Raw genomic sequence first — 21997 nt, 5'->3', positions numbered from 1 at the left:
CACGTGATCGAACGCAAGGACGTCTTCGTCGGGGGAGAGTGGAGGGTCTCCCAGGGAGAGGGTTCGCTCGAGGTGATCAACCCGGTGACCGAACAGGTCATCGCCACCGTCCCCGCGGGCACGGCGGCGGACGTCGACGCCGCCGCGATCGCCGCCCACCGGGCCCTTCCCGCGTGGTCGCGGACGCCGCCCGCCGTGTCGAGTTCCTCGTGCGCATCGCGCGGATCCTCGAGGGGCGTTCGGAGGAGCTCACCGCGATGATGGTCGCGGAGCTGGGCCAGCCCGCGGCGATCGCCACGTCCTTCCAGACCGCGACCGCCATCGAGGACCTGCGCATCGCCGCCGAGAGCATCCGCGAGATCGCCCGCGCCAAGGCCGAATCCTTCGTCCTGGGCGACCCCTACGACGCCAGGACCACCCTGGGACCGGTGAAGAACGCGGCGCAGCGGGACCGCATCCGCGGCTACATCCGGTCCGGCGTCGACGACGGCATGGACCTCGTCACCGGTGGTCCCGAGGCGCCCGCGAGGAGATCTTCGGCCCCGTGGCCACCCTCATCCCCTACGACAGCGAGGACGAGGCGGTGGCGATCGCCAACGACTCCGACTACGGTCTGGCCGCCGCGGTGTGGGCGGCGGACTCGGACCATGCCCACGACGTGGCACGACGTGGCACGGCGTGTGCGCGCCGGGCGGATCCGGATCAACGGTTCCCCCATCAACCCCCGCGCTCCCCACGGCGGGTTCCGGCTCTCGGGCATCGGCCGCGAGTTCGGTCGCTACGGCGTCGAGGAGTTCACCGAGTACCAGTCCATCGGCTGAGGACCCTTCGGGAAAAGGCTTCTGGGACCGCCTCTTGGATCTCCCGTCCTTTCCCGGAGACGGGGACGTCTCCCACCACGTCCTCGGAGGACGGCGACTGCCCGGGGACGAGCCCGAAGCCCGCGGGGCAGGTGCGCGTTCAGCGCGTCCGGCCCCGTTTTCCGTTCGCGGAGCCGATACCGGTGGACGGTGCTCCAAGGGACGGCCACGAACCCTTCCGTCCTGGACAAAGGACCGTGTCCGCCGGATCGACGGAGGTGGGTTCTGCTCGGACTCGTACTCGTCGTCCTGCTCGGTACGGCGATCCTGGTCTGTACCGTCCTGGCGGTCCGGACGCGGCTGCCCGCCTCGGTCCTGTTGCTGGCCAGCGGGATGCTGCTGGGGTTCGCCCCCGCCCTGCACGAGGTACAGCTGCCGCCCGAGCTGATGCTCCTGATCTTCCTGTCCCTCCTGCTGTACTGGGAGAGCCTGTCCACGTCGCTGCGCGAGATCCGCAAGAACCTCACCGGTATCGCCGTGATGAGCACCCTGCTGGTCGTCGCCACCGCCGGCGCCGTCGCCGTCTTCCTTGTCAACGGATCCCTGTTCGTCCTGGTCGGCCTGGAGGTCCACACCGCCGTGCGCGGCCTCACCAGTCCGGCGCTGGCCCAGGCCCTGGTCGTGCTCGTCTCCGCCCTCGTCCTCGCGGTGCGTCTTTGTCCTGGGGCCGCTCCTGTTCGTGGCGCTCCTGCCCCGGGCTCTCCGGCCGAGCGGAGGACCGGGGTTGCCCTCCCGCCTGGTCAACGCCATGGCGGGCTTCCGCGGAGCGGTGTCCCTGGCGGTCGCCCTGTCGGTACCGAACACGGTGTCCTCCGGCGCCCCCTTCCCCGAACGCGACCTCGTCATCTTCACCACCACCGGGGTCATCCTGGTGACCCTCGTGGTGCAGGGACTGCTCCTGCCCCCGCTGATCGCACGGTCGGGACTCGCCGACGACGGTGAGGTGGACCGCGAGTACCGCTTCGCCCAGGAGACCGCTATCAAAGAGACCCTGGCCGCCCTGCCCGAGGTCATGGCGGCCCTGGACACCGAGGAGGTGCGCCTCACCCACCGCGAACAGTTCGAGTGATCCGGAACCACGCTGCGGCCCCCGCGAGGCGACTGTTCCCGTCACTCCGGGTAGGAGGTGCCCAGGGCGGTCTCCCTCCACGCGTGGACGTCCCCGCGCAGCCGGCGCTCGTGGTCGTCGAAGCCCCGCAGGGCGTCCTCGCCCAGCAGCAACAGGAAGGGCGGCTCGGGAGAGGTGACCGCCGTGATCATCGCGGCGGCAGCCCTGCCGGGGTCTCCGGGTTGGGTGCCGTGGGTGGTGTCGTTCTCGCGGCGCCGCCTGCCCGCCGTCGCGGCGTAGTCGGGGATCACCCGGGCCGACTGGGCAAGGGAGCGGCCGGCGAAATCGGTGCGGAAGGCGCCTGGCTCCACGATCATCGTCGTGATCCCCAGCGGGGCGACCTCCTCGCGCAGCGCACCCGACAACGCCTCCAGCGCGGCCTTGGTGGCCGCGTAGTACCCGGATCCGGGCGGCGTCATCCGGGCGCCGATGGAGGAGACGTTGACGATCGTCCCCCGACGGCGTTCCCGCATACCGGGCAGCACCGCCCTGATGAGCTCGACGGGGCCGAAGACGTTGGTGGCGAACAGCCGGGCGACGTCGCCCGGATCGCCCTCCTCCACGGCAGCCCTGTAGCCGTAACCGGCGTTGTTGACGAGCACGTCGACGGCGCCGAACCTGCGCTCGGCGGCCGACACCACCTCGGCGACGCGCCCTGCGTCGGTCACGTCGAGGTCGAGGGTGAGGACGGTGTCCGGGTGGGCGGCGATGAGGGGAGCGAGCGTACTCGCGTCCCGGGCCGTCGCGACGACGCTGTCGCCGCGGCCAAGGACGGCTTCGGCGAGGGCGCGGCCCAGGCCGCTGGAACAGCCGGTGATCAGCCAGGTGGTCATGAGTACTCCTTGTGTGGCATCGGACGGTCGGGGTCGGATTGGTTCGGTTCACCGGGCGGGACGCTCCCCGCCCGTGCGGTCCGCTGCGTGCCCGTACTCCCCGTCGTCCCCACCGGCCGCCAGCGGACGATCAGCGCCACTGAAGCGGCCAGGGAGAGGGCCAGGAGCACGGCGCCGGTGGCCAGCCCCCGCGAGGCCTCCACGGCGAGGTCGGCGGATGAGGCGCCGGTCGTGCCCCCGGCGGCGACGGCGACCATGACGCTCACTCCCAGCGCGCCCCCCCAGTTGGTGGGCGACGTTGACCAGCCCTGAGGCCGCACCGGCGTCCCGGGCGCGGACGTCGACGATCCCGGCCGCCGTCAGCGGGGCGAACGCCAGGCCCTGGCCCACGCCCAGCAGGACCATCGGCCCCGCGACCGCGCTCCAGTAGACACTGTCGTCCCCGATCCGGCTCAGCCACGCCATACCGGCCAGGGCGACGGCCAGGCCCGTCAGGACCAGGGCGGTGTTGCCGAACCGGCGCGTCAGCCCGGGCACGGCCAGCGCGAAACCGAAGTGCACCGCGGTCATCGGAAGGAACGCCGCTCCCGCCTGCAAGGGGGTGAAACCGAGGGTTGCCTGCATGTACTGGCTTGCGTAGAAGAAGTAGCCGAACATCGCACCGGCGAACAGCAGCCTCGCGGCGAACGCCCCGCCCCGGACCCGGTGGGCGAAGACCCGCAGCGGCAGGATCGGCTGCTCGGCCCGCCGTTCGACGAGGACGAACACCGCGAGCACCGTCACGCCGACGGCCGTCGCGGCCAGCGAGACCGGGTTCGCCCAACCGTGGTCGGCGGTACGGGTGATCCCGTAGACGAGCGAGGCCATGCCGAGGGTGGAGGTGACGGCGCCCGCGATGTCGAACCGGCCGCGGACGCGGTCTGCCTCCCCGACGAAACGCAGTGTGACGAGGGCCAAGGCGATGCCGATCGGCACGTTGATCAGGAACCCGACGCGCCAGGAGACCAGGTCCGCGACCAGGCCTCCCACCACCAGGCCCAGGCTCGCGCCGACACCGGCGGTGGAACCGTAGGCGGCGACCGCGCGCGTCCTCTCGGGGCCCTCGGGGAAGTTCGCGGTCAGCAGGGCGAGCGAGGCGGGGGCCAGGATCGCCGATCCCGCACCCTGGAGCGCCCGGGCTGCGAGCATCCATTCGGCCGTGGGGGCCAGACCGATCAGCAGGGAGGCGAAGGAGAAGACCGCCAGTCCGACCAGGAACATCCGCCGTCTGCCCAGGACGTCCCCTGCCCTGGCGCCCAGGAGCAGGAGCCCGCCGAAGACCAGCGCGTAGGCGTTCTGCACCCAGGAGAGCCCGGCCGTGGTGAAACCGAGGTCCTCGCGTATACGCGCCAGACCGGTGAAGACGATCGAGTTGTCCAGCACGATCATGAAGTAGCCGACCAGGACGACGGCCAGGATCGCGCCCTTGCGCGTCGGCCCGGTGGCCGCGGTGGTGTGGCGTCTCATGCCCCCAGTCCACACCCCGAACCCTCGGGCAGGGAGTCACCACCTTTCGGGGTACCACCGGTGCCCCCTTGGACCGGTCGGGCGAACGGTGCGGGCGCTGCGTCCGTGGCCCAGCGTGTCGACAGAGCAGACGCCCGCTTCCCGCCGACGGGCCCGTGCGGTGTGAAGGGGGATCTGCCAGTACCTGGAACGACAAGCACTCCCGCTGGGCTCGGTAAACGGGTTGTCTGGAGTGGTGGGGGAGTGCCCGAGTGATGGGTGCTCATCCCGTTCGGACAACAATCGTGGAGAACTGATGAGAGCAACGTTCATGTACGGCGCGGGCGACGTGCGGGTGGAGGACGTGCCTGACCCGACCATCCAGGAGCCCACCGACGCGATCGTGCGCGTGGTGCGCGCCTGCGTCTGCGGCTCGGACCTGCACCCCTACCACGGGATGCCCGCCTCCGGGGAGGGCGCTCCGATGGGCCACGAGTTCCTCGGTGTGGTCGAGGACCCCGGCGCTGACGTGACCAACGTCAGGAAGGGCGACTTCGTCATCGGCACCTTCGCCTTCCAGGACAACACCTGCCAGTTCTGCCGCGAGGGGTTCCAGACCTCCTGCGTCAACGGCGGCTGGTACGGCGCCGGCGGTGTGGGGGGCGCACAGGCCGAGGCCCTCCGCGTGCCCCAGGCCGACGGCAGCCTCGTCAAGGTGCCCGTCTCGGTCGACTCCGACCTGCTGCCGTCGCTGCTGACCCTGTCCGACGTCTACCTCACCGGTTACCACGCGGCCCACATGGCCCGTGTCTCGGCGGGGCAGACGGTCACGGTGGTCGGTGACGGAGCCGTGGGGCTCTCGGCCGTGCTCGCGGCCAGGCAGATGGGCGCGGAGCGGATCATCCTCATGGGCCGCCACAAGGCCCGCACCGACCTGGGCCGCGAGTGGGGGGCCACCGACGTGGTCGCCGAGCGGGGCGAGGAGGGCCTGGCCAGGGTCATGGAGTTGACCGGCGGACAGGGCTCGCACGTGGTCCTGGAGGCGGTCGGCCACATGCCCGCCTACGAGACGGCCTACGGCGTGCTGCGGCCCGGAGGCGTCATCTCCCGTGTGGGAGTCCCACAGTACGAGGAGGCCCCGGTCGGCTTCGGGTCACTGTTCGGCAAGAACGCCACGCTCAACGGCGGTCCGGCACCGGTACGGGCCTACATCGACAGGGTCCTGCCCGACGTGCTGGAGGGGCGCATCGACCCGGGCCGGGTCTTCGACCTGACCGTTGACCTGGACCACGTCGCCGACGGCTACCGGGCCATGGACTCCCGCGAGGCTCTCAAGGTCCTCGTGGCTCCCTGAGCACGGTCCGCGTTCGTACGGTCAGGGTGAGGAGACGGTGCCGCCGCTGAGACGCGGCTGAGGTCCTTGTAGGGAAGGCACCGGTGAAGGCAAGGGCGGGTGCGGGAAGTTTCCACTTCCGGCACCCGCTCCTCGTCTTGACACCGGGCGCCACACTGAGGACGGCGCGGTGGTCTCGGCACGCCACACGCACCATGCCGTGGCGGCTTACCGTCTTCGGCTCGCTGCGTGCCGTGTCGGTCACGTGTCCTGTTCGAGGATCTTCCGGAGCGCGTTCATGGCGGTCATGGCGTTGGGCCAGCCGGCGTAGAAGGCCAGATGGGTGATGGCCTGCTTGAGTTCTTCGGCGCTCAGCCCGTTGTCCATGGCGGTCTTGAGGTGGAAGGGCAGCTCGTTGGACCGGTAGAGCGCGACCAGCGTCGCGACGGTGACGAGGCTGCGGTCGCGCGGGGACAGAGCCGGGTTGGGCCACACCTCGCCGAACAGGATGTCGTCGGTGAAGCGGACCAGGTCGGGGGCGAAGTCACCGAGCATGGCCTGGGCGGCCGTGGGCTGGTCGTTTTCGGGCATGGGCTCTCTCCTCGGATGCAGTGGCGTTCTCCCGTGTCGGGGAACGGCGTCGAGTGCGGCAGGGTTCAGGGCACGGTGAGGGTGAGCCCGCCGCGAGCCAGGTGGAAGCTCAGGCGCTCGGCGGTCTGCCTCGTGTGCGGTGCGCGGACGGCCGGTGTCAGGCGTGGGCCCTCCGTCGCCCGGGGCACGGTGGGCCTCGGCCTGGTCGACCGGCTCCTGTCCCACCAGGCCCACGAGCGAGGATCCGCTGGCCTCCCCGGCCAGAGCGGAGGTCAGCGCCGCCGGGCGGACACCGCCAGTTCGGCGGCACCGTAGCTGTTGTCGGCGGGGTTGATGGTGGTGCCGGGCGCGACGAGCGCGTCGATGCGGTCGAGTACCTCGGTGGTGAGTGTGACGTCGGCGGCGGGCAGCTGGGAGTCGAGCTGTTCCATCGTGCGCGGGCCGATGATCGCCGAGGTGACGGCGGGATGGTTGACGACGAAGGCGATCGCCAACTCGATCAGGCTCATCCCGGCCTCGTCGGCGAGCTGGGCGAGCGACTCCGCCACCGCCAGCTTGCGCTGGTTCTCCGGCAGGGACATGTCGAACCGTTCGGCGAGCCGTCGCCGCGCGGGCGACACCGGCTCCGGGGTGTCACGGTCCTTCCGCCAGCGTCCGGACAGCCAGCCGCCCGCGAGTGGGCTGTAGGTGAGGATGCCCATGCCGTGGCGCAGCGCCGTCGGGAGGACGTCCTCCTCGATACCGCGGACGAGGATGGAGTAGGGCGGCTGCTCGGTGACGAACCGCCGCAGATGACGTTCCCTGGCCACCCACTGCGCCTCGACGATCTGGCTGGCGGAGTAGGACGAGGACCCGACGTAGCGCACCTTGCCCTGGTGCACCAGGTCCGAGAGCGCTCCGAGCGTCTCCTCCACGTCGGTGTCCGGGCTCGGCCGGTGGACCTGGTACAGGTCGATGTGGTCGGTCTTGAGACGGCGGAGCGAGTTCTCCACCTCGCGCATGATCCACCGGCGTGATCCGCCGCGCTCGTTGGGATCCCCACCCATGGGAACGAAGAACTTCGTGGCGAGGACGACGTTGTCGCGTCGGCCTCCGGCGAGTGCCTCACCGACGATCTCCTCGGACTCGCCCTCGGAGTAGACGTCCGCGGTGTCGACGAAGTTGACGCCGGCGTCCAGGGCACGGTGGATGATGCGGATCGACTCCTGTTTGTCCGCGTTCCCCCAAGTGCCGAACATCATCGCCCCGAGGCACAGCGGGCTGACCGACACGCCTGTCCGTCCCAGCAACCGGTAGTCCATCGGTGTTCGATCCCTCTCTCTCGGTCGGACACACGGTTCGTCCGAGCGCCCGATGCTGCGTGATGCGCGCCGCCGAAGCGGCACGGCGGCCGATGCCACCGCCACCTGGTGTGAGAGCCCGGCTGCGAAGAGCCCTGGCAGTTCCCCGTCGCCGGTACCCATTCAGACATGTGGCACCGCGTGTTCGGCGCAGACACGAGGACGACGGAGCAGACGGCTCGGACCGATGCGTCGGCAGCGTCGTAGGTGCGGAAAGCTCACATGGGTTCAGCCAACCTGGAGTGCACCGGCACAGGGAGACCCTGGTGTTCGGGGTACTGGCATTGCCTCCCTCGTTTGATCCCGCCACCCGACCTGAGAACCAGCATGGTCACCAGTACGGCCGCCGGTGTGAGGGCCATGGATGGTCCTTACGAAGATGGTGGGGAGAACAGGGACGGTCGAATCGCCTCCGTGGAAGCGTTTCCGGACCGGGAGGCGACCCGACCGCCGGATACGGCCGGCGGGGTCAGGGCCGGACCAGGACCTGGAGAGCGTCGCGGTCGTAGGCCGCCCCCAGGTACCTCCTCGAAGTCGACGGCGCGGCCGAGGACGTTCTCCAGAGAACCGCATCGGCCTCTGGTGAGGGAGTTCCTGTTGTTCCAGGCACTGGCAGAACCCCCCTGACCCGTGAGGGTGCCGATGACTGGGACAGCGTCGCGGACGCCAGTGTGGCGATCCTCCGCGGCTGTGCCGGGCGCAACCCGCACGACCGCGCCCTCACCGACCTCGTCGAGGAGCTACGGATCCACAGTGCGGCCTTCCGCGCCCGGTGGGAGGCCCACGACGTGTGCTTCCACCGCACGGGTCTGAAGAGGAGCCGCCATCCGGCGGTCGGGGATCTGGAGTTGGCCTACGAGGCGATGGAGCTCCCGGCCGACCCCGGCCTGACGGTGTTCGCTTACAGTGCCGAACCGGGTTCGACGTCTGAGGAGCGTCTGAGGCTGTTAGCCGACTGGGCAGGAGGCCCCGTGTGGGCGGATGCGGACGGAAACGGGCACGGTCGGCCCGCTGCGAGCGGTCGCCCATAGGAACCGGTCGACGCCTCGCATAGCCGGCTGGGCACTGACTACGCGGACCTGCAACCGATCCTCCGTCGCGATTCCGGCAGGCCGGTGAAGGAGGTGACGGTGGTCCGCACGGCGGGGCGGGAGATTCGAGCCGCTCGCCGTGTCAACGCTCCGGAGTCCGGTTCGGAGCCGAATCCGCGGCCGGGTGGCCGGGCCGTGTTGTCACGGCCCAGCTGGCGAGTAGTGCCAGCGTTTCGGCGGACGGGGAGTCGGGTGCCGCGCTGTAGGTCACGAAGGTCAACCCCTCGTCCTGGGTCAGCGCCATCGAGTCGAAGTCCAGCACCAGCTCGCCCACGACCGGGTGCATCAGACGTTTCGCACCGGAGCGGTGCAGGGTGACGTCGTACGTGGCCCACAGTTGGCGGAACTCGTGGCTGCGTGTGGAGAGCTCACCGATCAGGTCGGTCAACGCCCTGTCGTGCGGGTTCTTCCCCGCGTGTGCGCGCAGCGCTGCGACACCGTCGTGCGCGACCCCGTCCCAGTCGGCGTAGAACTCCCGCGCCGTGGGGTCCAGGAACGCGTATCGGGCGGTGTTGGGGAGCCTCCCCGGAGTCGCGGCGGCCTGCGCGAACACGGGCGCCAGAAGCGCCTGCCCCAACGGGTTGGCCGCCACGATGTCGAGCCGGTCGTTGCGCACGAGTGCCGGGGTGCCCGTCAGTGTGTCGAGCAGACGCTGGACCGACGGGCGGATGCGCGGTGCCGGCGCCCGCCGGGGCCGGCGGGGGCCGGAGGCCGCGCGTGCCAGGTTGAACAGGTGCAGCTGTTCCACCTCGTCCAGCCGCAACGCCCGGCTCAGCGCGTCCAGGACGCTGTCGGAGACCCCGGTCAGGTTGCCCCGTTCGAGTTGGGCGTAGTACTCGCTGGAGACACCGGCGAGTATCGCCACCTCCTCACGACGCAGCCCGGGCACGCGTCGGCGCCCGACGTCGGGCAGTCCGACGTCGGGCGGAGTGAGCCGTGCGCGGCGTGACATGAGGAACGCGCGGACCTCATCACGGTTGTCCATGCCTCGACTGTAGGGCAGCTCCGGCCACCGTGACGTGGGCTGTTGGTACACGGATCAGCAGGAACTGGTTCATGCCGAGACCAGCGGTTTGTATGGAGGGGTCGGCCCGGACGGGCCGACGGAGCGTTCACTTCCGTCTGGAGAAGACCTTGTCCACCACCGTCAACGCGTACGGCGCGCCGAAGGCCGGCGCCCCGCTGGAGCCCGTGACGATCGAGCGCCGTGACGTCGGCCCACACGACGTGAAGCTCGACATCCTGTACTGCGGCATCTGCCACTCCGACCTGCACTTCGCCGGCGGCGACTTCGGCCCGCTGCCGGTCGAGCCGCTCGTCCCCGGCCACGAGATCGTCGGTGTGGTCACCGAGGTGGGCGACCAGGTCACCAAACACCGGATCGGCGACAGGGTCGGGATCGGCTGCATGGTCGACTCCTGCCGCGAGTGCGAGAACTGCCTTCGGGGCGACGAGCAGTACTGCCTCAACGGCCACACCCTGGTGTTCGGTGCCGCGGACCGGGACGGCTCGTTCACCCAGGGCGGCTACTCGCAGGCCGTCGTCGCGAACGAGGACTTCGTCCTGCGCGTCCCCGAGTCCCTCACCCCGGCGTCCGCGGCCCCGCTGCTGTGCGCCGGCATCACGGTGTACGCGCCACTGAAGAAGTGGGGTGCCGCCCCCGGCAAGCGTGTGGCTGTCGTCGGTCTCGGCGGACTCGGCCACATGGGGGTCAAGCTGGCCAAGGCCATGGGTGCCGAGGTGACCGTCCTGTCACGTTCGGAGGACAAGCGTGAGGCCGCACTCGCTCTCGGGGCCGATGCCTACCACGCCACGGGTGACGGGCAGGCGTTCGAGAAGCTCGCGAACACCTTCGACATCATCCTCAACACCGTCAGCGCGCCGATCGACCTGAACGCCCACCTGGGCATCCTGCGTATCGACGGCACCCTCGTCAGTGTCGGAGTGTCCACCGAGCCGCTGCCGCTGGACGTGTTCGCCCTGATGACCAACGGTCGCAACATCTCCGGCTCACAGTTCGCCGGGATCCGCGAGACACAGGAGATGCTCGACTTCTGTGCCGAGCACGGCGTGACCGCCGACATCGAACTGGTCCGCGCGGACCAGATCAACGAGGCGTACGAGCGGATGCTCGCCTCCGACGTGCGCTACCGCTTCGTCATCGACAACGCGACCCTGGCCTGACACCGGCATCGCCCGGCAGGCCCCGTACGAGGAGAGGATCCACGATGACCGCACAACCCGTACTGACCCTGAACAACGGCGTCGAGATGCCCGCGCTCGGCCTCGGCGTCTACCAGAGTTCGCCCGAGGACACGGTCAGCGCCGTCGAGACCGCCCTCGCGGACGGCTACCGGCTGATCGACACCGCGGCGGCCTACGGCAACGAGCGCGAGGTCGGCGAGGGCATCCGCCGCTCCGGTGTGGAGCGCTCGGAGGTGTTCGTCACCACCAAGCTGTGGATCAGTGACTACGGCTACGACGCCGCGCTCACCGGCTTCGACGCCAGCCTGCGCCGACTCGGCCTGGACTACGTCGACCTCTACCTGCTGCACTGGCCGATGCCCACAGAGCACGAGGCCACGGTCGCCGCCTACAAGGCCGCCGAAAAGGTGCTCGACGAGGGCCGCGCCCGCGCGATCGGCGTCTGCAACCACAGCCCGGAACACCTCCGCGCGCTCATCGACCGCACCGACGTCGTACCCGGCGTCAACCAGGTCGAGCTGCATCCGTACTTCACGCAGGTGCCGCTGCGGCGAGCGCACTCCGATCTGGGCATCGTCACCCAGGCGTGGTCCCCGATCGGCGGCGTCAACGTCTACCAGAGCGACGACCCGGCGCAGCAGAAGAACGTCCTGCTCGATCCGGTCGTCACCGAGATCGCCGAACGGCACGGTAAGACGGCCGCCCAGGTGGTGCTGCGCTGGCAGCTCCAGCACGGGCACTCGGCCATCCCGAAATCGGTCAAGGCGCACCGCATCGCCGAGAACTTCGACGTGTTCGACTTCTTCCTGTCCGCCGAGGAACTCGCGGCGGTCGACGCGCTCGACACCGGCGCTCGCGGGGGGCCGGACCCCGAGGTCGTCGACACCTCGCTCTTCCCGTTCGCGATCGACAACAGCTGACGGTCGCACGGCACGGCGCGTCCCGCGGTCGTCGGCGCGCCAGGAGGGCCCGGGGCGCGTGCGTCCCGGGCCCTCATCCGCTTTCGATCCAAAGGAGTACCTACCATGCGCGGCTATGTCCTTCACGGTCCCGGGGAAGCCGGGTGGGCCGACGTCCCCGTCCCGATGATCGGCGTCGACGACGCGCTCGTGCGTCCCACCGCCGTCGCCACCTGCACGACCGACGTCCACCTCGTCGCCACGGCCGGCTTCCCCGCGGCGATCGGCAAGCCGATAGGGCACGAGGCCGTCGGCGTCGTCGAGGAGGTGGGGGAGAACGTCACGGACTTCCGTCCCGGCGACCGCGTCATCATCCCCGCCGGCGGCACCGACTGGCGCACCCCGCAGGCCCAGCGCGGCGAGGCGAAGTACTACCAGAACAACAACCCGTACTTCTCCGACGACCCGTCCAAGGGCGGTGTCTTCGCTGAGCGTGTGCGGGCCATCGACGCCGACATGACGATGACGCCGATCCCCGACTCCATCAGTGATGAGCAGGCCCTCATGGTTCCGGACATGGTCGCCACGGGCTTGACCGGTGTGGAGCGCATGGAGTTCGAGCTCGGTGACTCCGTCGCGATCCTGGGGGTGGGTCCGGTCGGCCTCATGGGCGTTGCCGGCGCGGTGTTGCGGGGCGCGAGCCGTATCGTCGCTGTCGGATCACGGCCGAAGACCCTCGAGTTGGCGCGTCGCTACGGTGCGACCGACGTCGTCGACTACAAGAAGGGGCCGGTAGTCGAGCAGGTGCTGGCCGCCACCGGCGGTGCCCCCGTGGACGCCGTGCTGGTCGCCTCCGGGGGGAAGGTCAGCGACCAGTTCACGACGGCGCTGCGGCTGGTCAAGCCCGGAGGGCACGTCGCGAACGTGTCCTTGTTCTTCGAGGAAAACGTCACGATCCCGATGGACGTGTGGGACTTCGGAGGTACCGAACGCTTTCTCACCGGCGTCTTCGTCAAGGAAGGGCGCGAGTTCTATGCACGGATCCTGCGTCTGATCGAATACGGCCGTCTGGACCCGAGTCCGTTGGTGACGCACACCTTTGACGGCTGGAGCCGTCTCGACGACGCCCTCGACCTGATGCGATCGCGCGACGAGAACGTCATCAAGCCGGTCGTCCACGTTTGACTTCCTCCCCCTCCTGAAGGAGGCCGTGTCCCGGATTCCTCCCCGGCTTGAAGGCCGGAGAGGAATCCGGGAGAAACCGGTGAACGGCAGGTCGTCTCGGGGGCCTTCGTCATGCGGTGAGAGCGCTCGGACGATCACCGACAGAACGGAGAGTGATGGATTGATCGCCTTCTGTGTTGGTGTGGACTGAAAGGTCAGTCCACAGATGATGTTCCGTGTGGTTTCGTGCAGGTTAACCAGTGTAAAAATATATTATATACAAGCCACCTGCGATTGACATGTGACTGGCCTCACTCCTACAGTCTGTTCTGTTATAGGAATCATTGATCGCATATACGAACTTTGATCTGGTTCCAGAGTGCTCCACGCCATCGGGTGAGACGCGTGATCTCCCGTGGAAGCGGCGCGTAGGGCCGTGGCGGCGACGTAGGCGTACCGACCGCCGTGCGGGCGGAGCGGCGTCAGCCGCACCCGCTCATGAGATCCAGCAATCGGTCGGATGCCGCGACCGAGTTCGAGAGGTTGCAAGTTCATGGCAGTGAGTCTGGCTCCGTCAGTGCCGAAATCAGGTGAGGGAAACCGCCCGAACTGGCTTCGCGTATTCGATCGCGTCCTTCGCTTCGTCGAATGGACCCTGGGGGGCGTCGCGGTCCTCGCCCTTCTTGTCATGGGCTTGAACACCGTTCTCAACGTGGTGTTGCGCACCGCTTTCGCGATCCAAGTCCCCGGCAGCCTGAATTTCACCATCCTCTACCTGCTGCCCATTCTGGTGTTCCTCGGTCTGGGACTGGTCCAGGCCAAGAACGCGCACATTTCGGCGACCCTGGTCGTCGACCGCTTCGGGGAGTTCGGCCAGCGCGTCTTCAAGATCTTCAACAGCGCGCTGATCCTGGTCTGCGCGACGGTCATGGCTGTGGGCGCCACCAACGAGCTGCTGCTCTCGTGGGGGCAGTCCCTCGGCGGGGTGGGAGCGCTGCCCATCGGACCCTCGTGGATCTTCGTCCCTCTGGGGCTGGCGATGGTGGCGCTCCGGGCGCTCTGGCAGCTCCTGGTGCTCGTCCTGGTGCCGGGCGACCACGGTACGCGGCTGGACCCCGAGGCACCCGGCGCGAAGGAGAGCCTGACCGATGCTTGAGATCCTCCTTCCCACCGCCCTCCTTCTGGTCCTGCTCACGCTCGGGACCCCGGTCGGCTTCGCGATGATCGTCACCGGTCTGCTCGGCATCGCCATGATCTGGGGCCCCGACGCGGGCCTGGCCCTGCTGGCCACCGGGCCCCGTGCGGCCACACAGTCGTTCACGATGACGGCCATTCCCCTGTTCATCCTGATGGCCGAGTTCCTGGGCGCCAGTACCGTGATCCGGCAGATGTTCGGGACCGCCCGTGCCTGGCTCGGCCGCCTCCCCGGAGGCCTGGCGGTCGCCAGTGTCGGGGCCGGAGCCGGGATGGGGGCCCTGTCGGGGTCGAGCATCGCCGCCACCGCGAGCCTCGCGGGCACCACCGTGCCGGAGATGCGCAAGTCCGGCTACTCCGAGAAGCTGGCGCTGGGCGCGGTCGCGAGCGCCGGAACCCTCGCTCCGATGATCCCGCCCAGCCTCGTGCTGATCATCTACGGTGTCACCACCGAGACGTCCATCGCCGACCTCTTCACGGCGGGCATCATCCCCGGCCTCGTCCTCGCGTTCCTGTACTGCCTCGTCATCGCGGGCTGGCAGCTGCTGCGCCCGGAGATCGCCCCCAAGGGGCCGAAGGTGTCGTGGTCCGAGCGCTTCCGCTCACTGACCGGTACGGCGCCGGCCCTGCTCCTGATCGCCCTGGTCCTGGGCGGGATCTACTCGGGCCTGGTGACGGCCACCGAGGCGGGCGCCCTCGGCGCCCTCGGCGCCCTGGTCGTCGGCGCGGCCTTCGGCGGGCTCCGGCGCGAGGGGATCGTCCGCGCCATGCGGCGCACGATCGAGCTCACGGCCACCCTGTTCATCATCATCATCGGCGCGAAGCTCTTCACCCAGTACGTGACGCTGACCGGGATGACCCAGAGCCTCTCCCAGTTCGTCCAGGACGCGGGCTTCCCACCCCTGCTCATCATCCTCATCATCATGCTCGTCTACATCGCGCTCGGTGCCTTCCTGGACTCGGCCGGCATGATGCTGCTGACCCTTCCGGTCTTCTTCCCGCTGGTGGTGGGGCTGGGGTACGACCCCGTGTGGTTCGGGATCCTGGTCGCCCTCACGTGCGAGGTGGGCCTTCTGAGTCCGCCGGTCGGAATGAACGTCTACGTCACGGTCGCCTCAGGGGGCGGACGGCTCGGGGACGGCTTCCGCGGTGTGACGCCGTTCTACGGCGCGTGCCTGGTCATGGCGCTGCTCCTCGTCGCCTTCCCCGACATCGCGACCTTCCTCCCGTCGCTCAGTGAGTGACCCGCCTGGACCTCGTTTCCAGCCGCCCAAGCTGGGAGAACCCGGCTCACATCCTGTGAAGGGAACCACCATGAACCCAGCGCGGCCCTCTGCACGCCGCACACGCGTCGTCTGCGGGTCGGCCCTCGCCGCCTCCCTGCTGCTGACGGCCTGCGGTCCCGGGGAGAGCGACGACGGGACGATCACGTTGCGTCTCGCCCACTACATGCCCACGTCCAACATCAACGTCTCCGAAGGCGTCGAGGTGTGGATGAGGGAGGTGGAGGAACGCACCGGAGGCCGGGTGGAGTTCGAGTACTACCCCTCCAGCCAGCTGGTGTCGGCCGAGCAGATCATCTCCTCGCTGCGCACCGGCACCGTCGACGTCGGGGCGTTCGTGCCCGCGACGGCGGCGCCCGCGGAACTTCCCCTGAGCGAGGTGCCGACGGTCCCGGGATACGACGCCTCCGACCTGCGCGTCGTGCAGAACGCCTATCAGGAGATGCTCGCGGGGCCCCTCGCGGAGGAGTGGGGCGAAGCGGGAATCCGACCCGTGATGGGGATGGTGCCCGGCCGCTACCAGTTTCTTGTGCAGGGCGAACCCCGTCGCACCCTGGACGACTGGCAGGGGACCTCCGTGCGTACGCCTGGCGGTGTCGCCGACTTCCTCATCGAGGGCATGGGCGCGGCACCGATCGCCATCCCCGGCCCCGAACAGTACGAGGCCATGCAACGCGGAACCGCCGACAGTTCGCTGAGTTCCCTCGAAGCCGTCCCCGCGTACGGCTTTCACGAGGTGAGCGACGCGGCGACGACCAACGCCCCGCTCGGTGTGGTCATCACCGTGCTGGGCGTCAGTGCGGAGACCTACGAAGAACTGCCGGAGGACGTCCGGGTCGCGATGAGCGAGGCGAGTGAGGTCACGCTGGACAGTTACCAGGACGCCCGGGAGATCCAGTTGGAGGACGCCGTCGAAGTGACCTCGAACGATCTTGAGTACTACGAGCTCGGCGAGGGCGATCTCGAAGACCTCCAACGGGCGATCACCGAGGCCCAGGAACGCTGGGTCCAGCAGAGGGAGGAACACGGGCAGCCGGGCCAGGAGGTCCTGGACGCCTGGTACGAGGCACTCGACAGGGCGGAGCAGGAGAGATGAGGACGCGCACGGGCGGCGGGTACGCCGACGCGCACTTCAGGACGAGCCGGATCGAGAGAGGAGCGGTGTGACCATGCAGGAGTTCGAGGTGCCGGAGAAGAGCCGGGCCGCGGTCATCACGGAGTTCAACGGAGAGCTGGAAGTGCGCGAGCTTCCCATTCCCTCCCTGGAGCCCGGCGCGCTTCTGGTGCGCGTCGAAGCGGCCACCGTCTGCGGCAGCGACGTCCACGTGTGGGACGGTTCACTGCACGCCGGGGGGATCCGACCGATCGAGCTTCCCGTCGTCCCTGGCCACGAGATGTCCGGCGTCGTGGTCGCCAAGGAGGGAGAGTCACACTTCACCGGCGGAGGTGAGGTGCAGATCGGTGACCGGATCGTGTTCACCCAGGGCAGGTGCGGCACCTGTTACTTCTGCGCGGTGGTGAACCAGCCCAACCTCTGCCCGAACAGGCGGCACTACGGCACGAACTGCGAACGGTACCCGTACCTCGTCGGCGGGTTCTCGGAGTACTGCTACGTGTATCCGCAGTCGCAGAAGATCCGGGTGCCCGACGACGTGAAACCGGAGTGGGCGTCCGCGGGGAGCTGCGCGCTGAGGACCGTGATCAGCGCCTACGAACGCCTCGGGCGGATCCAGCCCTGGCAGACCGTGGTCATCCAGGGGTCCGGCCCCCTGGGGCTCTTCGCCACCGCCCTCGCGAAGAGGTCCGGTGCCGGGCGGATCATCGTGGTCGGAGCACCGGAGGCCCGGCTCCGGCTGGCCGAGGACTGGGGCGCGACGGACCTCGTCTCGGTGGCCGACGTTCCCGAGGCGCAGGCACGCGTCGAGGCCGTCCGCGAACTGACGGGAGGGCACGGGGCCGAGATCGTCATGGAGTGGTCGGGCGCGCGCAGCGCCTTCGCCGAGGGCCTGGACATGGTCAGGAGGGGCGGTCGCTACCTCGTCGGAGGCCAGGTCGGCGCCCACCGGGTGGAGATCACGCCCTCGACGATCATGAAGAACAACCTCCAGGTCATCGGGTCCATGTCGGCCGTCGAATCCCACTACTGGCAGGCGATGGACTTCCTGAGCAGGGGGCAGGGCGAATTCGACTTCGACCGGCTCCTGTCGTCACGGTTCGGCCTGGACCAGGTCACCGAGGCGTTCCGGGGGATGCGGGCGCTGACCGAGATCAAGCCGGTCATCGACTTCGGTGCCACACCCCGCTGAGCCCGTCGACGGCGCTGCCCGGGGGGCGGGCGCGCTGCCGGGATGTCCCACAGACAACGCAGGAAGGAAGGTTTCCGCGATGCGGCACCAGCAGATCTATGTCGACGGAAAATGGGTCGACTCCTCGGCGACCGATGTCATCGAGGTGGTCAACCCCGCTACGGAGGAAGCGATCGCCGAGATCGCACGGGGTACCGAGGAGGACGTCGACACCGCGGCCCGGGCCGCGTCCGCCGCCTTCGGGGACTGGTCGCGGACCGGCGTCGACGAGCGGGCGTCCGTGATCCGTGCGCTGGCGGACGTCATCGAGCGCAACGCCGACGAAGTGACGGCGTCCGTGGTCGCGGAGATCGGGCAGCCCGTCTCCTGGGCGCGCAGGGCGTCGACCGAGATGGCGATCCGCGATCTCCGGAACTTCGCGGACGCCCTTCCCCGGGTCCTGTGGGAGGAGGAGATCGGCCACGCACGTGTCCGCAGCGTTCCCTCGGGGGTCGTCGGGGCCATCACGGCCTGGAACGGCCCCATCCGCTCCGTGTGCCTCAAAGCGGGCGCCGCCATCGCGGCAGGATGCACCGTCGTCCTCAAGCCGAGCGAGGTGGCTCCCCTCACCCCGTTCCTCCTGGCTGGCTACACCGAGGAGGCCGGTCTGCCGCCCGGTGTCCTCAACATCGTCACCGGAACGGGTCCCGAGGTGGGCGAGGCCATCGTGACGCACCCCGCGGTCGACATGGTCTCGTTGACCGGGTCGGTTCGTGCGGGCAGCCGTGTCATGGAACTGGCGTCCCGGTCGATCAAGCGGGTCGCACTCGAACTCGGCGGCAAGTCAGCCAACGTCATCCTGGAGGACGCGGACCTCCCCAGGGCCATCGCGGGCGGCATCGAGGACGCCTTCCGTAACTCCGGCCAGGCGTGCGGTGCCCTCACCAGGATCCTGGTCCCGCGCGACCGGATCGGCGAGGCGGAGCGGTTGGCTGCGCAACGGGCGGAGTCGTTCGTTCTCGGCGACCCCACCGACCCCAGCACCCAGCTCGGACCTCTCGCGAACCGCGACCAGTACGACCGGGTGCGCGGTCACATCGAGCGCGCCATCGACCAGGGGGTCAAGCTGGTCACCGGCGGTCTTGACCGGCCGGAGGGCTGTGACCGGGGCTTCTACGTCCGTCCCACGGTCTTCTCCGGCACCAACGAGGACAGGATCGCGCGGGAGGAGGTCTTCGGACCCGTCGTCGTCCTCATCCCCTTCGATGACGAGGACGACGCGGTGAGGATCGCGAACGACTCCGACTACGGCCTCGCGGGCGGGGTCTGGGCGGCGCAGAACGAGCGCGCGCGTGCCGTCGCCGCCCGCATCCGGGCCGGGCGGATTCGGATCAACGGGACACCCATCGACATGCGCGCCCCTCACGGGGGGTTCAAGCTGTCAGGTATCGGCCGTGAGATGGGTCGCCACGGGATCGAGGACTATCTGGAGCCCCAGGCGATCCACGGGTGAGGGAGGTCCTCGCGCCTCCGTCCGAGGACCTCGGTCACCGCATGGCGAAAAACGATGACAAGGGGTCGGCGCGCTACCCCGGGTCCGCCTCACGCAACACGGGGCGACGGTCCCACAGGACGGACGCGCCGTCCCGTGCCGGGAACCGCGCCCGAACCGGCGAGCGCGCGATGTCCCGCCAACTTCGATGGAAAGGATGAGTGAATGCGTTTCGAGCGGGGCAGGGTCGGCGGACCGACGGGCTCGGGGCCGACGACGATCACGGGCGTCATGGGCATGGACGCACGGCTCCAGGCGGAGGGCATCGGAGTGAACAGCGTCGTCTTCCAGCCGGGGTCCCGTACCTACTGGCACTCGCACACCGGGGGACAGGTCTTCATCGTCGACTTCGGCCGCGGCCTGGTCGGCACCCGGGACGGTGGGTGCCAGGTGATCGAGGCCGGAGACGTGCTCTACACGCCGCCCAACGAGGAGCACTGGCACGGAGCCGCCCCCGACTCGTTCGTCGCCTACACCACGATCTCCCTGGGCAAGACCGTGTGGGCCGACGAACTGCCGGAATCGCTCTACCTCTCCGCCGTCCCCCTGCCGAACCGCGGCGGAGGCGCGGCATGAGCACAACCGTTCCCGTATGGGGTACCGGGATCGAGACCGTCGACATCGACGGCCGTCCCTACCGCATGTACACACAACGGCCCCGGCTCCTCAACGAGTTGCTGGCGCTGGCCGACCGCTGGGGCGACCGGCCGCACGTCATCCAAGGGGACCGTACGCTCGGCTTCGCCGCGTTCCGCGAGGAGGTCGGGTGCCGTGGGCAGGACCTGTTCGCCCGCGGCGTCCGACCCGGCGACCGGGTCGCGATCCTGGGATGGAACAGTCCGGAATGGATCATCAACTTCTGGGCGACCGTCTGCGTCGGCGGGGTCGCCGTTCTCGTGAACGCGTGGTGGAGTCCCACCGAACTCCACGAGGCACTGAACAGTGTGCGCCCTCGCCTGGTGCTGGCCGATGACCGGCTGCGGGACAGGGTCGGCGACGAGTACGAGACCGCTCCTTGGGTGCGGTCCGACAGCCCCGGCACCGGTGCGCAGGTACCGTCAGCCGGTCACGAGAACGACGACGCCGTCATCATCTTCACCTCTGGCACGTCGGGCCGCCCGAAGGCGGCCCTGCTCTCGCACCGCTCCCTGCTGGCCGGACTGCAGATGCTCCTGCACATCACGCGTCGCCTGCCCCACCAGGTCGAGGAGACCACCGGCGAGGCCGCGCTCCACACCGGCCCGATGTTCCACGTGGGGGGAGTACAGACGCTGCTGCGGGCGGTCTGCGTCGGAGACACCCTGGTGATGCCCAGGGGAAGGTTCGACCCCGCCGACGTGCTCCGGCTTATCGAGGAACGGCGCATCCGCAGGTGGAGCGCTGTCCCGACGATGCTCACCCGTGTGATCGAGCACCCGGACGCCCGTGTCCGGGACGTCTCCAGCCTGCGGGCGCTGACCGTCGGCGGTGCGGCCGCCCACCCGGAACTGCTGGAACGCGTTCGCACCGGGTTCCCGGGGGTCGAGCCCCGCATCGCCACGGGTTTCGGACTCACGGAGAACGGGGGACAGGCCGTGGCCGCGTCCGGCAGGGACACGGTCGCCCGCCCCGGAAGCACCGGTCGGACGTTGCCCTGCGTGGAGATGCGCATCGTCGGCGCCACGGAGACCAGCGACGGGGAGATCCAGTTCCGCAGCCCCACGCAGATGACGGCCTACATCGGCGAAGAGGGTGACGGCCCGATCGACTCCGAGGGCTGGCTGAGCACCGGAGACCTCGGGAGGGTCGACGACGACGGCTTCCTCTGGGTCACCGGGCGGTCGAAGGACATGATCGTCCGCGGCGGCGAGAACATCGCTCCCGCCGCGGTCGAACGCGCCCTGCTGAGGCTTCCGTACGTCGACGACGCCGTCGTCTTCGGTGTTGCCGACCCCGATCTCGGCGAGGACGTCGCCGCCATCGTGGTGACCCCCTCCCCGCAGGACCTGGGAAGAGTAAGGGAGGGCCTTCGCGGCGAACTGGCCTCGTTCGCCATTCCCCGCCATTGGGTGTTCCAGTCCGAACCGTTCCAGGAGAACCACGCGGGAAAGGTGGAGCGGGCCAAAGTCATCGAGAAGGCCCGGGCGTGCTTGGCGGTACGTGAGGCATAGTCGCGTCCACGGGAATCGCCTTGCGCGGGCTCAGCGCTTTCCTGGGGAAAGTACACCTGTGTGCACCGGTCATTGATTGATTCGGTGCTCGCTGGTTCCTTGTGTCGGTAAACATGCCGAGAAAACGGCGGTGAGGGACCAGCCGCGTGTTTTCGAGGCCGCCATACATTCTCTGCTCATTGAATGGGGAGTATCGCATGATCACTGTCATCAGATCGGCGGACAGTACGGGGGCGCAGCCCGGACGGGGCACGTTCACCGGCGACGTGTGGAAGGACCTGCTGATCCGGCAGGACGGAATCGGCGTCGCCACCATCCAGTTCACACCGGGGGCCCGTACGAACTGGCACACCCACGAGGGCGGTCAACTGCTCGTCATCGTGGCGGGGGAAGCCCTGGTGGGAGACGAGAGCGGCACGGAACTCCTCGCCGCGGGCGACATCGCGTGGACGCCCGGCGGCACCCCGCACTGGCACGGGGCCACGGACGGCCGGTTCATGGTGCACACGGCCGTCTCGTTCCAGGGAGTCGACTGGCACGGGCCCGTGGACGAACGGACCTACGCCGCCGCCCTCCAATCCGCGCGCTCGTGACGGACGTTTTCGCGACGGGAGGCTCCGAGGA

21 protein-coding genes and 2 pseudogenes are annotated in these 21997 nt (G+C 69.3%); 18 read left to right on the top strand and 5 right to left on the bottom strand.

Annotation, left to right across the window (positions count from 1 at the left end; all coding sequences use genetic code 11):
- Window positions 1-3 precede the first annotated feature (3 nt).
- From ACSIH6_RS26190 to ACSIH6_RS26170, 5 genes and pseudogenes are all read left to right on the top strand, one after another.
- Window positions 4-261 carry an aldehyde dehydrogenase family protein gene (locus tag ACSIH6_RS26190; RefSeq protein ID WP_435110985.1) on the top strand — a complete coding sequence of 86 codons (258 nt, stop codon included), beginning with the start codon at window positions 4-6 and terminating at the stop codon, window positions 259-261.
- Window positions 258-610 (top strand): annotated as a pseudogene (locus ACSIH6_RS26185) (aldehyde dehydrogenase family protein); the annotation flags it as partial. The gene ACSIH6_RS26190 and the pseudogene ACSIH6_RS26185, both read left to right, overlap by 4 nt.
- 37 nt (window positions 611-647) lie before the next feature.
- Window positions 648-821 carry an aldehyde dehydrogenase family protein gene (locus tag ACSIH6_RS26180; RefSeq protein ID WP_435110981.1) on the top strand — a complete coding sequence of 58 codons (174 nt, stop codon included), beginning with the start codon at window positions 648-650 and terminating at the stop codon, window positions 819-821.
- Between the two features lie 189 nt (window positions 822-1010).
- A pseudogene (locus ACSIH6_RS26175) lies at window positions 1011-1379 on the top strand (cation:proton antiporter domain-containing protein); the annotation flags it as partial.
- Window positions 1380-1389: 10 nt separating this feature from the next.
- Window positions 1390-1929 carry a cation:proton antiporter domain-containing protein gene (locus ACSIH6_RS26170; RefSeq protein ID WP_435110980.1) on the top strand — a complete coding sequence of 180 codons (540 nt, stop codon included), beginning with the start codon at window positions 1390-1392 and terminating at the stop codon, window positions 1927-1929.
- A gap of 41 nt (window positions 1930-1970) precedes the next feature.
- On the opposite strand, the gene ACSIH6_RS26165 is transcribed toward ACSIH6_RS26170, so the two are convergent.
- Window positions 1971-2801, bottom strand: a complete 831-nt coding sequence (locus tag ACSIH6_RS26165) for an oxidoreductase (RefSeq protein ID WP_435110979.1) — start codon at window positions 2799-2801, stop codon at window positions 1971-1973.
- Between the two features lie 48 nt (window positions 2802-2849).
- The gene (locus ACSIH6_RS26160) at window positions 2850-4307 is read right to left on the bottom strand and encodes an MFS transporter (protein WP_435110978.1); all 1458 of its coding nucleotides are present in this window, start codon (window positions 4305-4307) and stop codon (window positions 2850-2852) included.
- 295 nt (window positions 4308-4602) lie between these two features.
- Here ACSIH6_RS26160 and ACSIH6_RS26155 point away from each other — a divergent pair, with 295 nt between their 5' ends.
- Window positions 4603-5640, top strand: coding sequence for a zinc-binding dehydrogenase (locus tag ACSIH6_RS26155; protein ID WP_435110977.1), 1038 nt, complete (start codon window positions 4603-4605; stop codon window positions 5638-5640).
- A 240-nt stretch (window positions 5641-5880) separates the two neighbouring features.
- On the opposite strand, the gene ACSIH6_RS26150 is transcribed toward ACSIH6_RS26155, so the two are convergent.
- On the bottom strand, window positions 5881-6210 hold the full coding sequence (locus ACSIH6_RS26150) for a carboxymuconolactone decarboxylase family protein (RefSeq protein ID WP_435110976.1): 330 nt from the start codon (window positions 6208-6210) through the stop codon (window positions 5881-5883).
- A 272-nt stretch (window positions 6211-6482) separates the two neighbouring features.
- Window positions 6483-7511, bottom strand: a complete 1029-nt coding sequence (locus ACSIH6_RS26145; RefSeq protein ID WP_435110975.1) for an aldo/keto reductase — start codon at window positions 7509-7511, stop codon at window positions 6483-6485.
- A 662-nt stretch (window positions 7512-8173) separates the two neighbouring features.
- On the opposite strand from ACSIH6_RS26145, the gene ACSIH6_RS26140 reads away from it, so the two are divergent.
- Entirely contained in the window at window positions 8174-8581 is a 408-nt protein-coding gene (locus ACSIH6_RS26140) for an MmyB family transcriptional regulator (protein WP_435110984.1), read from the top strand.
- Between the two features lie 142 nt (window positions 8582-8723).
- On the opposite strand, the gene ACSIH6_RS26135 is transcribed toward ACSIH6_RS26140, so the two are convergent.
- Complete coding sequence (locus ACSIH6_RS26135) at window positions 8724-9626, bottom strand: helix-turn-helix domain-containing protein (RefSeq protein ID WP_435110973.1); 903 nt, start codon at window positions 9624-9626, stop codon at window positions 8724-8726.
- 149 nt (window positions 9627-9775) lie between these two features.
- Between ACSIH6_RS26135 and ACSIH6_RS26130 the strand changes: the two genes are divergently transcribed.
- From ACSIH6_RS26130 to ACSIH6_RS26080, 11 genes are all read left to right on the top strand, one after another.
- On the top strand, window positions 9776-10825 hold the full coding sequence (locus ACSIH6_RS26130) for an NAD(P)-dependent alcohol dehydrogenase (protein ID WP_435110972.1): 1050 nt from the start codon (window positions 9776-9778) through the stop codon (window positions 10823-10825).
- Between the two features lie 44 nt (window positions 10826-10869).
- The gene (locus ACSIH6_RS26125) at window positions 10870-11766 is read left to right on the top strand and encodes an aldo/keto reductase (protein WP_435110970.1); all 897 of its coding nucleotides are present in this window, start codon (window positions 10870-10872) and stop codon (window positions 11764-11766) included.
- A 105-nt stretch (window positions 11767-11871) separates the two neighbouring features.
- Entirely contained in the window at window positions 11872-12930 is a 1059-nt protein-coding gene (locus ACSIH6_RS26120; RefSeq protein WP_435110969.1) for a zinc-binding dehydrogenase, read from the top strand.
- Window positions 12931-13603: 673 nt separating this feature from the next.
- Complete coding sequence (locus ACSIH6_RS26115) at window positions 13604-14065, top strand: TRAP transporter small permease (RefSeq protein WP_435110968.1); 462 nt, start codon at window positions 13604-13606, stop codon at window positions 14063-14065.
- A complete protein-coding gene (locus ACSIH6_RS26110; RefSeq protein WP_435110967.1) occupies window positions 14058-15347 on the top strand; it encodes a TRAP transporter large permease in 1290 nt (429 codons plus the stop codon). The genes ACSIH6_RS26115 and ACSIH6_RS26110 overlap by 8 nt, the downstream gene beginning before the upstream one ends.
- Window positions 15348-15417: 70 nt before the next feature.
- Entirely contained in the window at window positions 15418-16482 is a 1065-nt protein-coding gene (dctP, locus tag ACSIH6_RS26105; RefSeq protein WP_435110966.1) for a TRAP transporter substrate-binding protein DctP, read from the top strand.
- 73 nt (window positions 16483-16555) lie between these two features.
- On the top strand, window positions 16556-17692 hold the full coding sequence (locus tag ACSIH6_RS26100; protein WP_435110965.1) for a zinc-binding dehydrogenase: 1137 nt from the start codon (window positions 16556-16558) through the stop codon (window positions 17690-17692).
- A 79-nt stretch (window positions 17693-17771) separates the two neighbouring features.
- Complete coding sequence (locus ACSIH6_RS26095; protein ID WP_435110964.1) at window positions 17772-19184, top strand: aldehyde dehydrogenase family protein; 1413 nt, start codon at window positions 17772-17774, stop codon at window positions 19182-19184.
- A 204-nt stretch (window positions 19185-19388) separates the two neighbouring features.
- Window positions 19389-19799, top strand: a complete 411-nt coding sequence (locus ACSIH6_RS26090) for a cupin domain-containing protein (RefSeq protein ID WP_435110963.1) — start codon at window positions 19389-19391, stop codon at window positions 19797-19799.
- On the top strand, window positions 19796-21373 hold the full coding sequence (locus ACSIH6_RS26085) for a class I adenylate-forming enzyme family protein (protein WP_435110962.1): 1578 nt from the start codon (window positions 19796-19798) through the stop codon (window positions 21371-21373). The genes ACSIH6_RS26090 and ACSIH6_RS26085 overlap by 4 nt, the downstream gene beginning before the upstream one ends.
- Before the next feature lie 197 nt (window positions 21374-21570).
- The gene (locus ACSIH6_RS26080) at window positions 21571-21966 is read left to right on the top strand and encodes a cupin domain-containing protein (protein WP_435110961.1); all 396 of its coding nucleotides are present in this window, start codon (window positions 21571-21573) and stop codon (window positions 21964-21966) included.
- Window positions 21967-21997 lie beyond the last annotated feature (31 nt).

It is taken from the genome of Nocardiopsis synnemataformans, assembly GCF_965343085.1.
Classification (GTDB): domain Bacteria; phylum Actinomycetota; class Actinomycetes; order Streptosporangiales; family Streptosporangiaceae; genus Nocardiopsis; species Nocardiopsis alborubida.
The sequence above is the reverse complement of the archived record's forward strand: the minus strand, read 5'-3'. Positions and strand labels throughout refer to the sequence as shown.

What these genes read in the sequence shown, in the direction of transcription:
- ACSIH6_RS26180 (WP_435110981.1), top strand. Translation starts at nt 648, where the DNA reads ATGCCCACGACGTGGCACGACGTGGCACGGCGTGTGCGCGCCGGGCGG.
- ACSIH6_RS26165 (WP_435110979.1), bottom strand. Translation starts at nt 2,801, where the DNA reads ATGACCACCTGGCTGATCACCGGCTGTTCCAGCGGCCTGGGCCGCGCC.
- ACSIH6_RS26160 (WP_435110978.1), bottom strand. Translation starts at nt 4,307, where the DNA reads ATGAGACGCCACACCACCGCGGCCACCGGGCCGACGCGCAAGGGCGCG.
- ACSIH6_RS26155 (WP_435110977.1), top strand. Translation starts at nt 4,603, where the DNA reads ATGAGAGCAACGTTCATGTACGGCGCGGGCGACGTGCGGGTGGAGGAC.
- ACSIH6_RS26150 (WP_435110976.1), bottom strand. Translation starts at nt 6,210, where the DNA reads ATGCCCGAAAACGACCAGCCCACGGCCGCCCAGGCCATGCTCGGTGAC.
- ACSIH6_RS26145 (WP_435110975.1), bottom strand. Translation starts at nt 7,511, where the DNA reads ATGGACTACCGGTTGCTGGGACGGACAGGCGTGTCGGTCAGCCCGCTG.
- ACSIH6_RS26135 (WP_435110973.1), bottom strand. Translation starts at nt 9,626, where the DNA reads ATGGACAACCGTGATGAGGTCCGCGCGTTCCTCATGTCACGCCGCGCA.
- ACSIH6_RS26125 (WP_435110970.1), top strand. Translation starts at nt 10,870, where the DNA reads ATGACCGCACAACCCGTACTGACCCTGAACAACGGCGTCGAGATGCCC.
- ACSIH6_RS26120 (WP_435110969.1), top strand. Translation starts at nt 11,872, where the DNA reads ATGCGCGGCTATGTCCTTCACGGTCCCGGGGAAGCCGGGTGGGCCGAC.
- ACSIH6_RS26110 (WP_435110967.1), top strand. Translation starts at nt 14,058, where the DNA reads ATGCTTGAGATCCTCCTTCCCACCGCCCTCCTTCTGGTCCTGCTCACG.
- dctP (WP_435110966.1), top strand. Translation starts at nt 15,418, where the DNA reads ATGAACCCAGCGCGGCCCTCTGCACGCCGCACACGCGTCGTCTGCGGG.
- ACSIH6_RS26100 (WP_435110965.1), top strand. Translation starts at nt 16,556, where the DNA reads ATGCAGGAGTTCGAGGTGCCGGAGAAGAGCCGGGCCGCGGTCATCACG.
- ACSIH6_RS26095 (WP_435110964.1), top strand. Translation starts at nt 17,772, where the DNA reads ATGCGGCACCAGCAGATCTATGTCGACGGAAAATGGGTCGACTCCTCG.
- ACSIH6_RS26090 (WP_435110963.1), top strand. Translation starts at nt 19,389, where the DNA reads ATGCGTTTCGAGCGGGGCAGGGTCGGCGGACCGACGGGCTCGGGGCCG.
- ACSIH6_RS26085 (WP_435110962.1), top strand. Translation starts at nt 19,796, where the DNA reads ATGAGCACAACCGTTCCCGTATGGGGTACCGGGATCGAGACCGTCGAC.
- ACSIH6_RS26080 (WP_435110961.1), top strand. Translation starts at nt 21,571, where the DNA reads ATGATCACTGTCATCAGATCGGCGGACAGTACGGGGGCGCAGCCCGGA.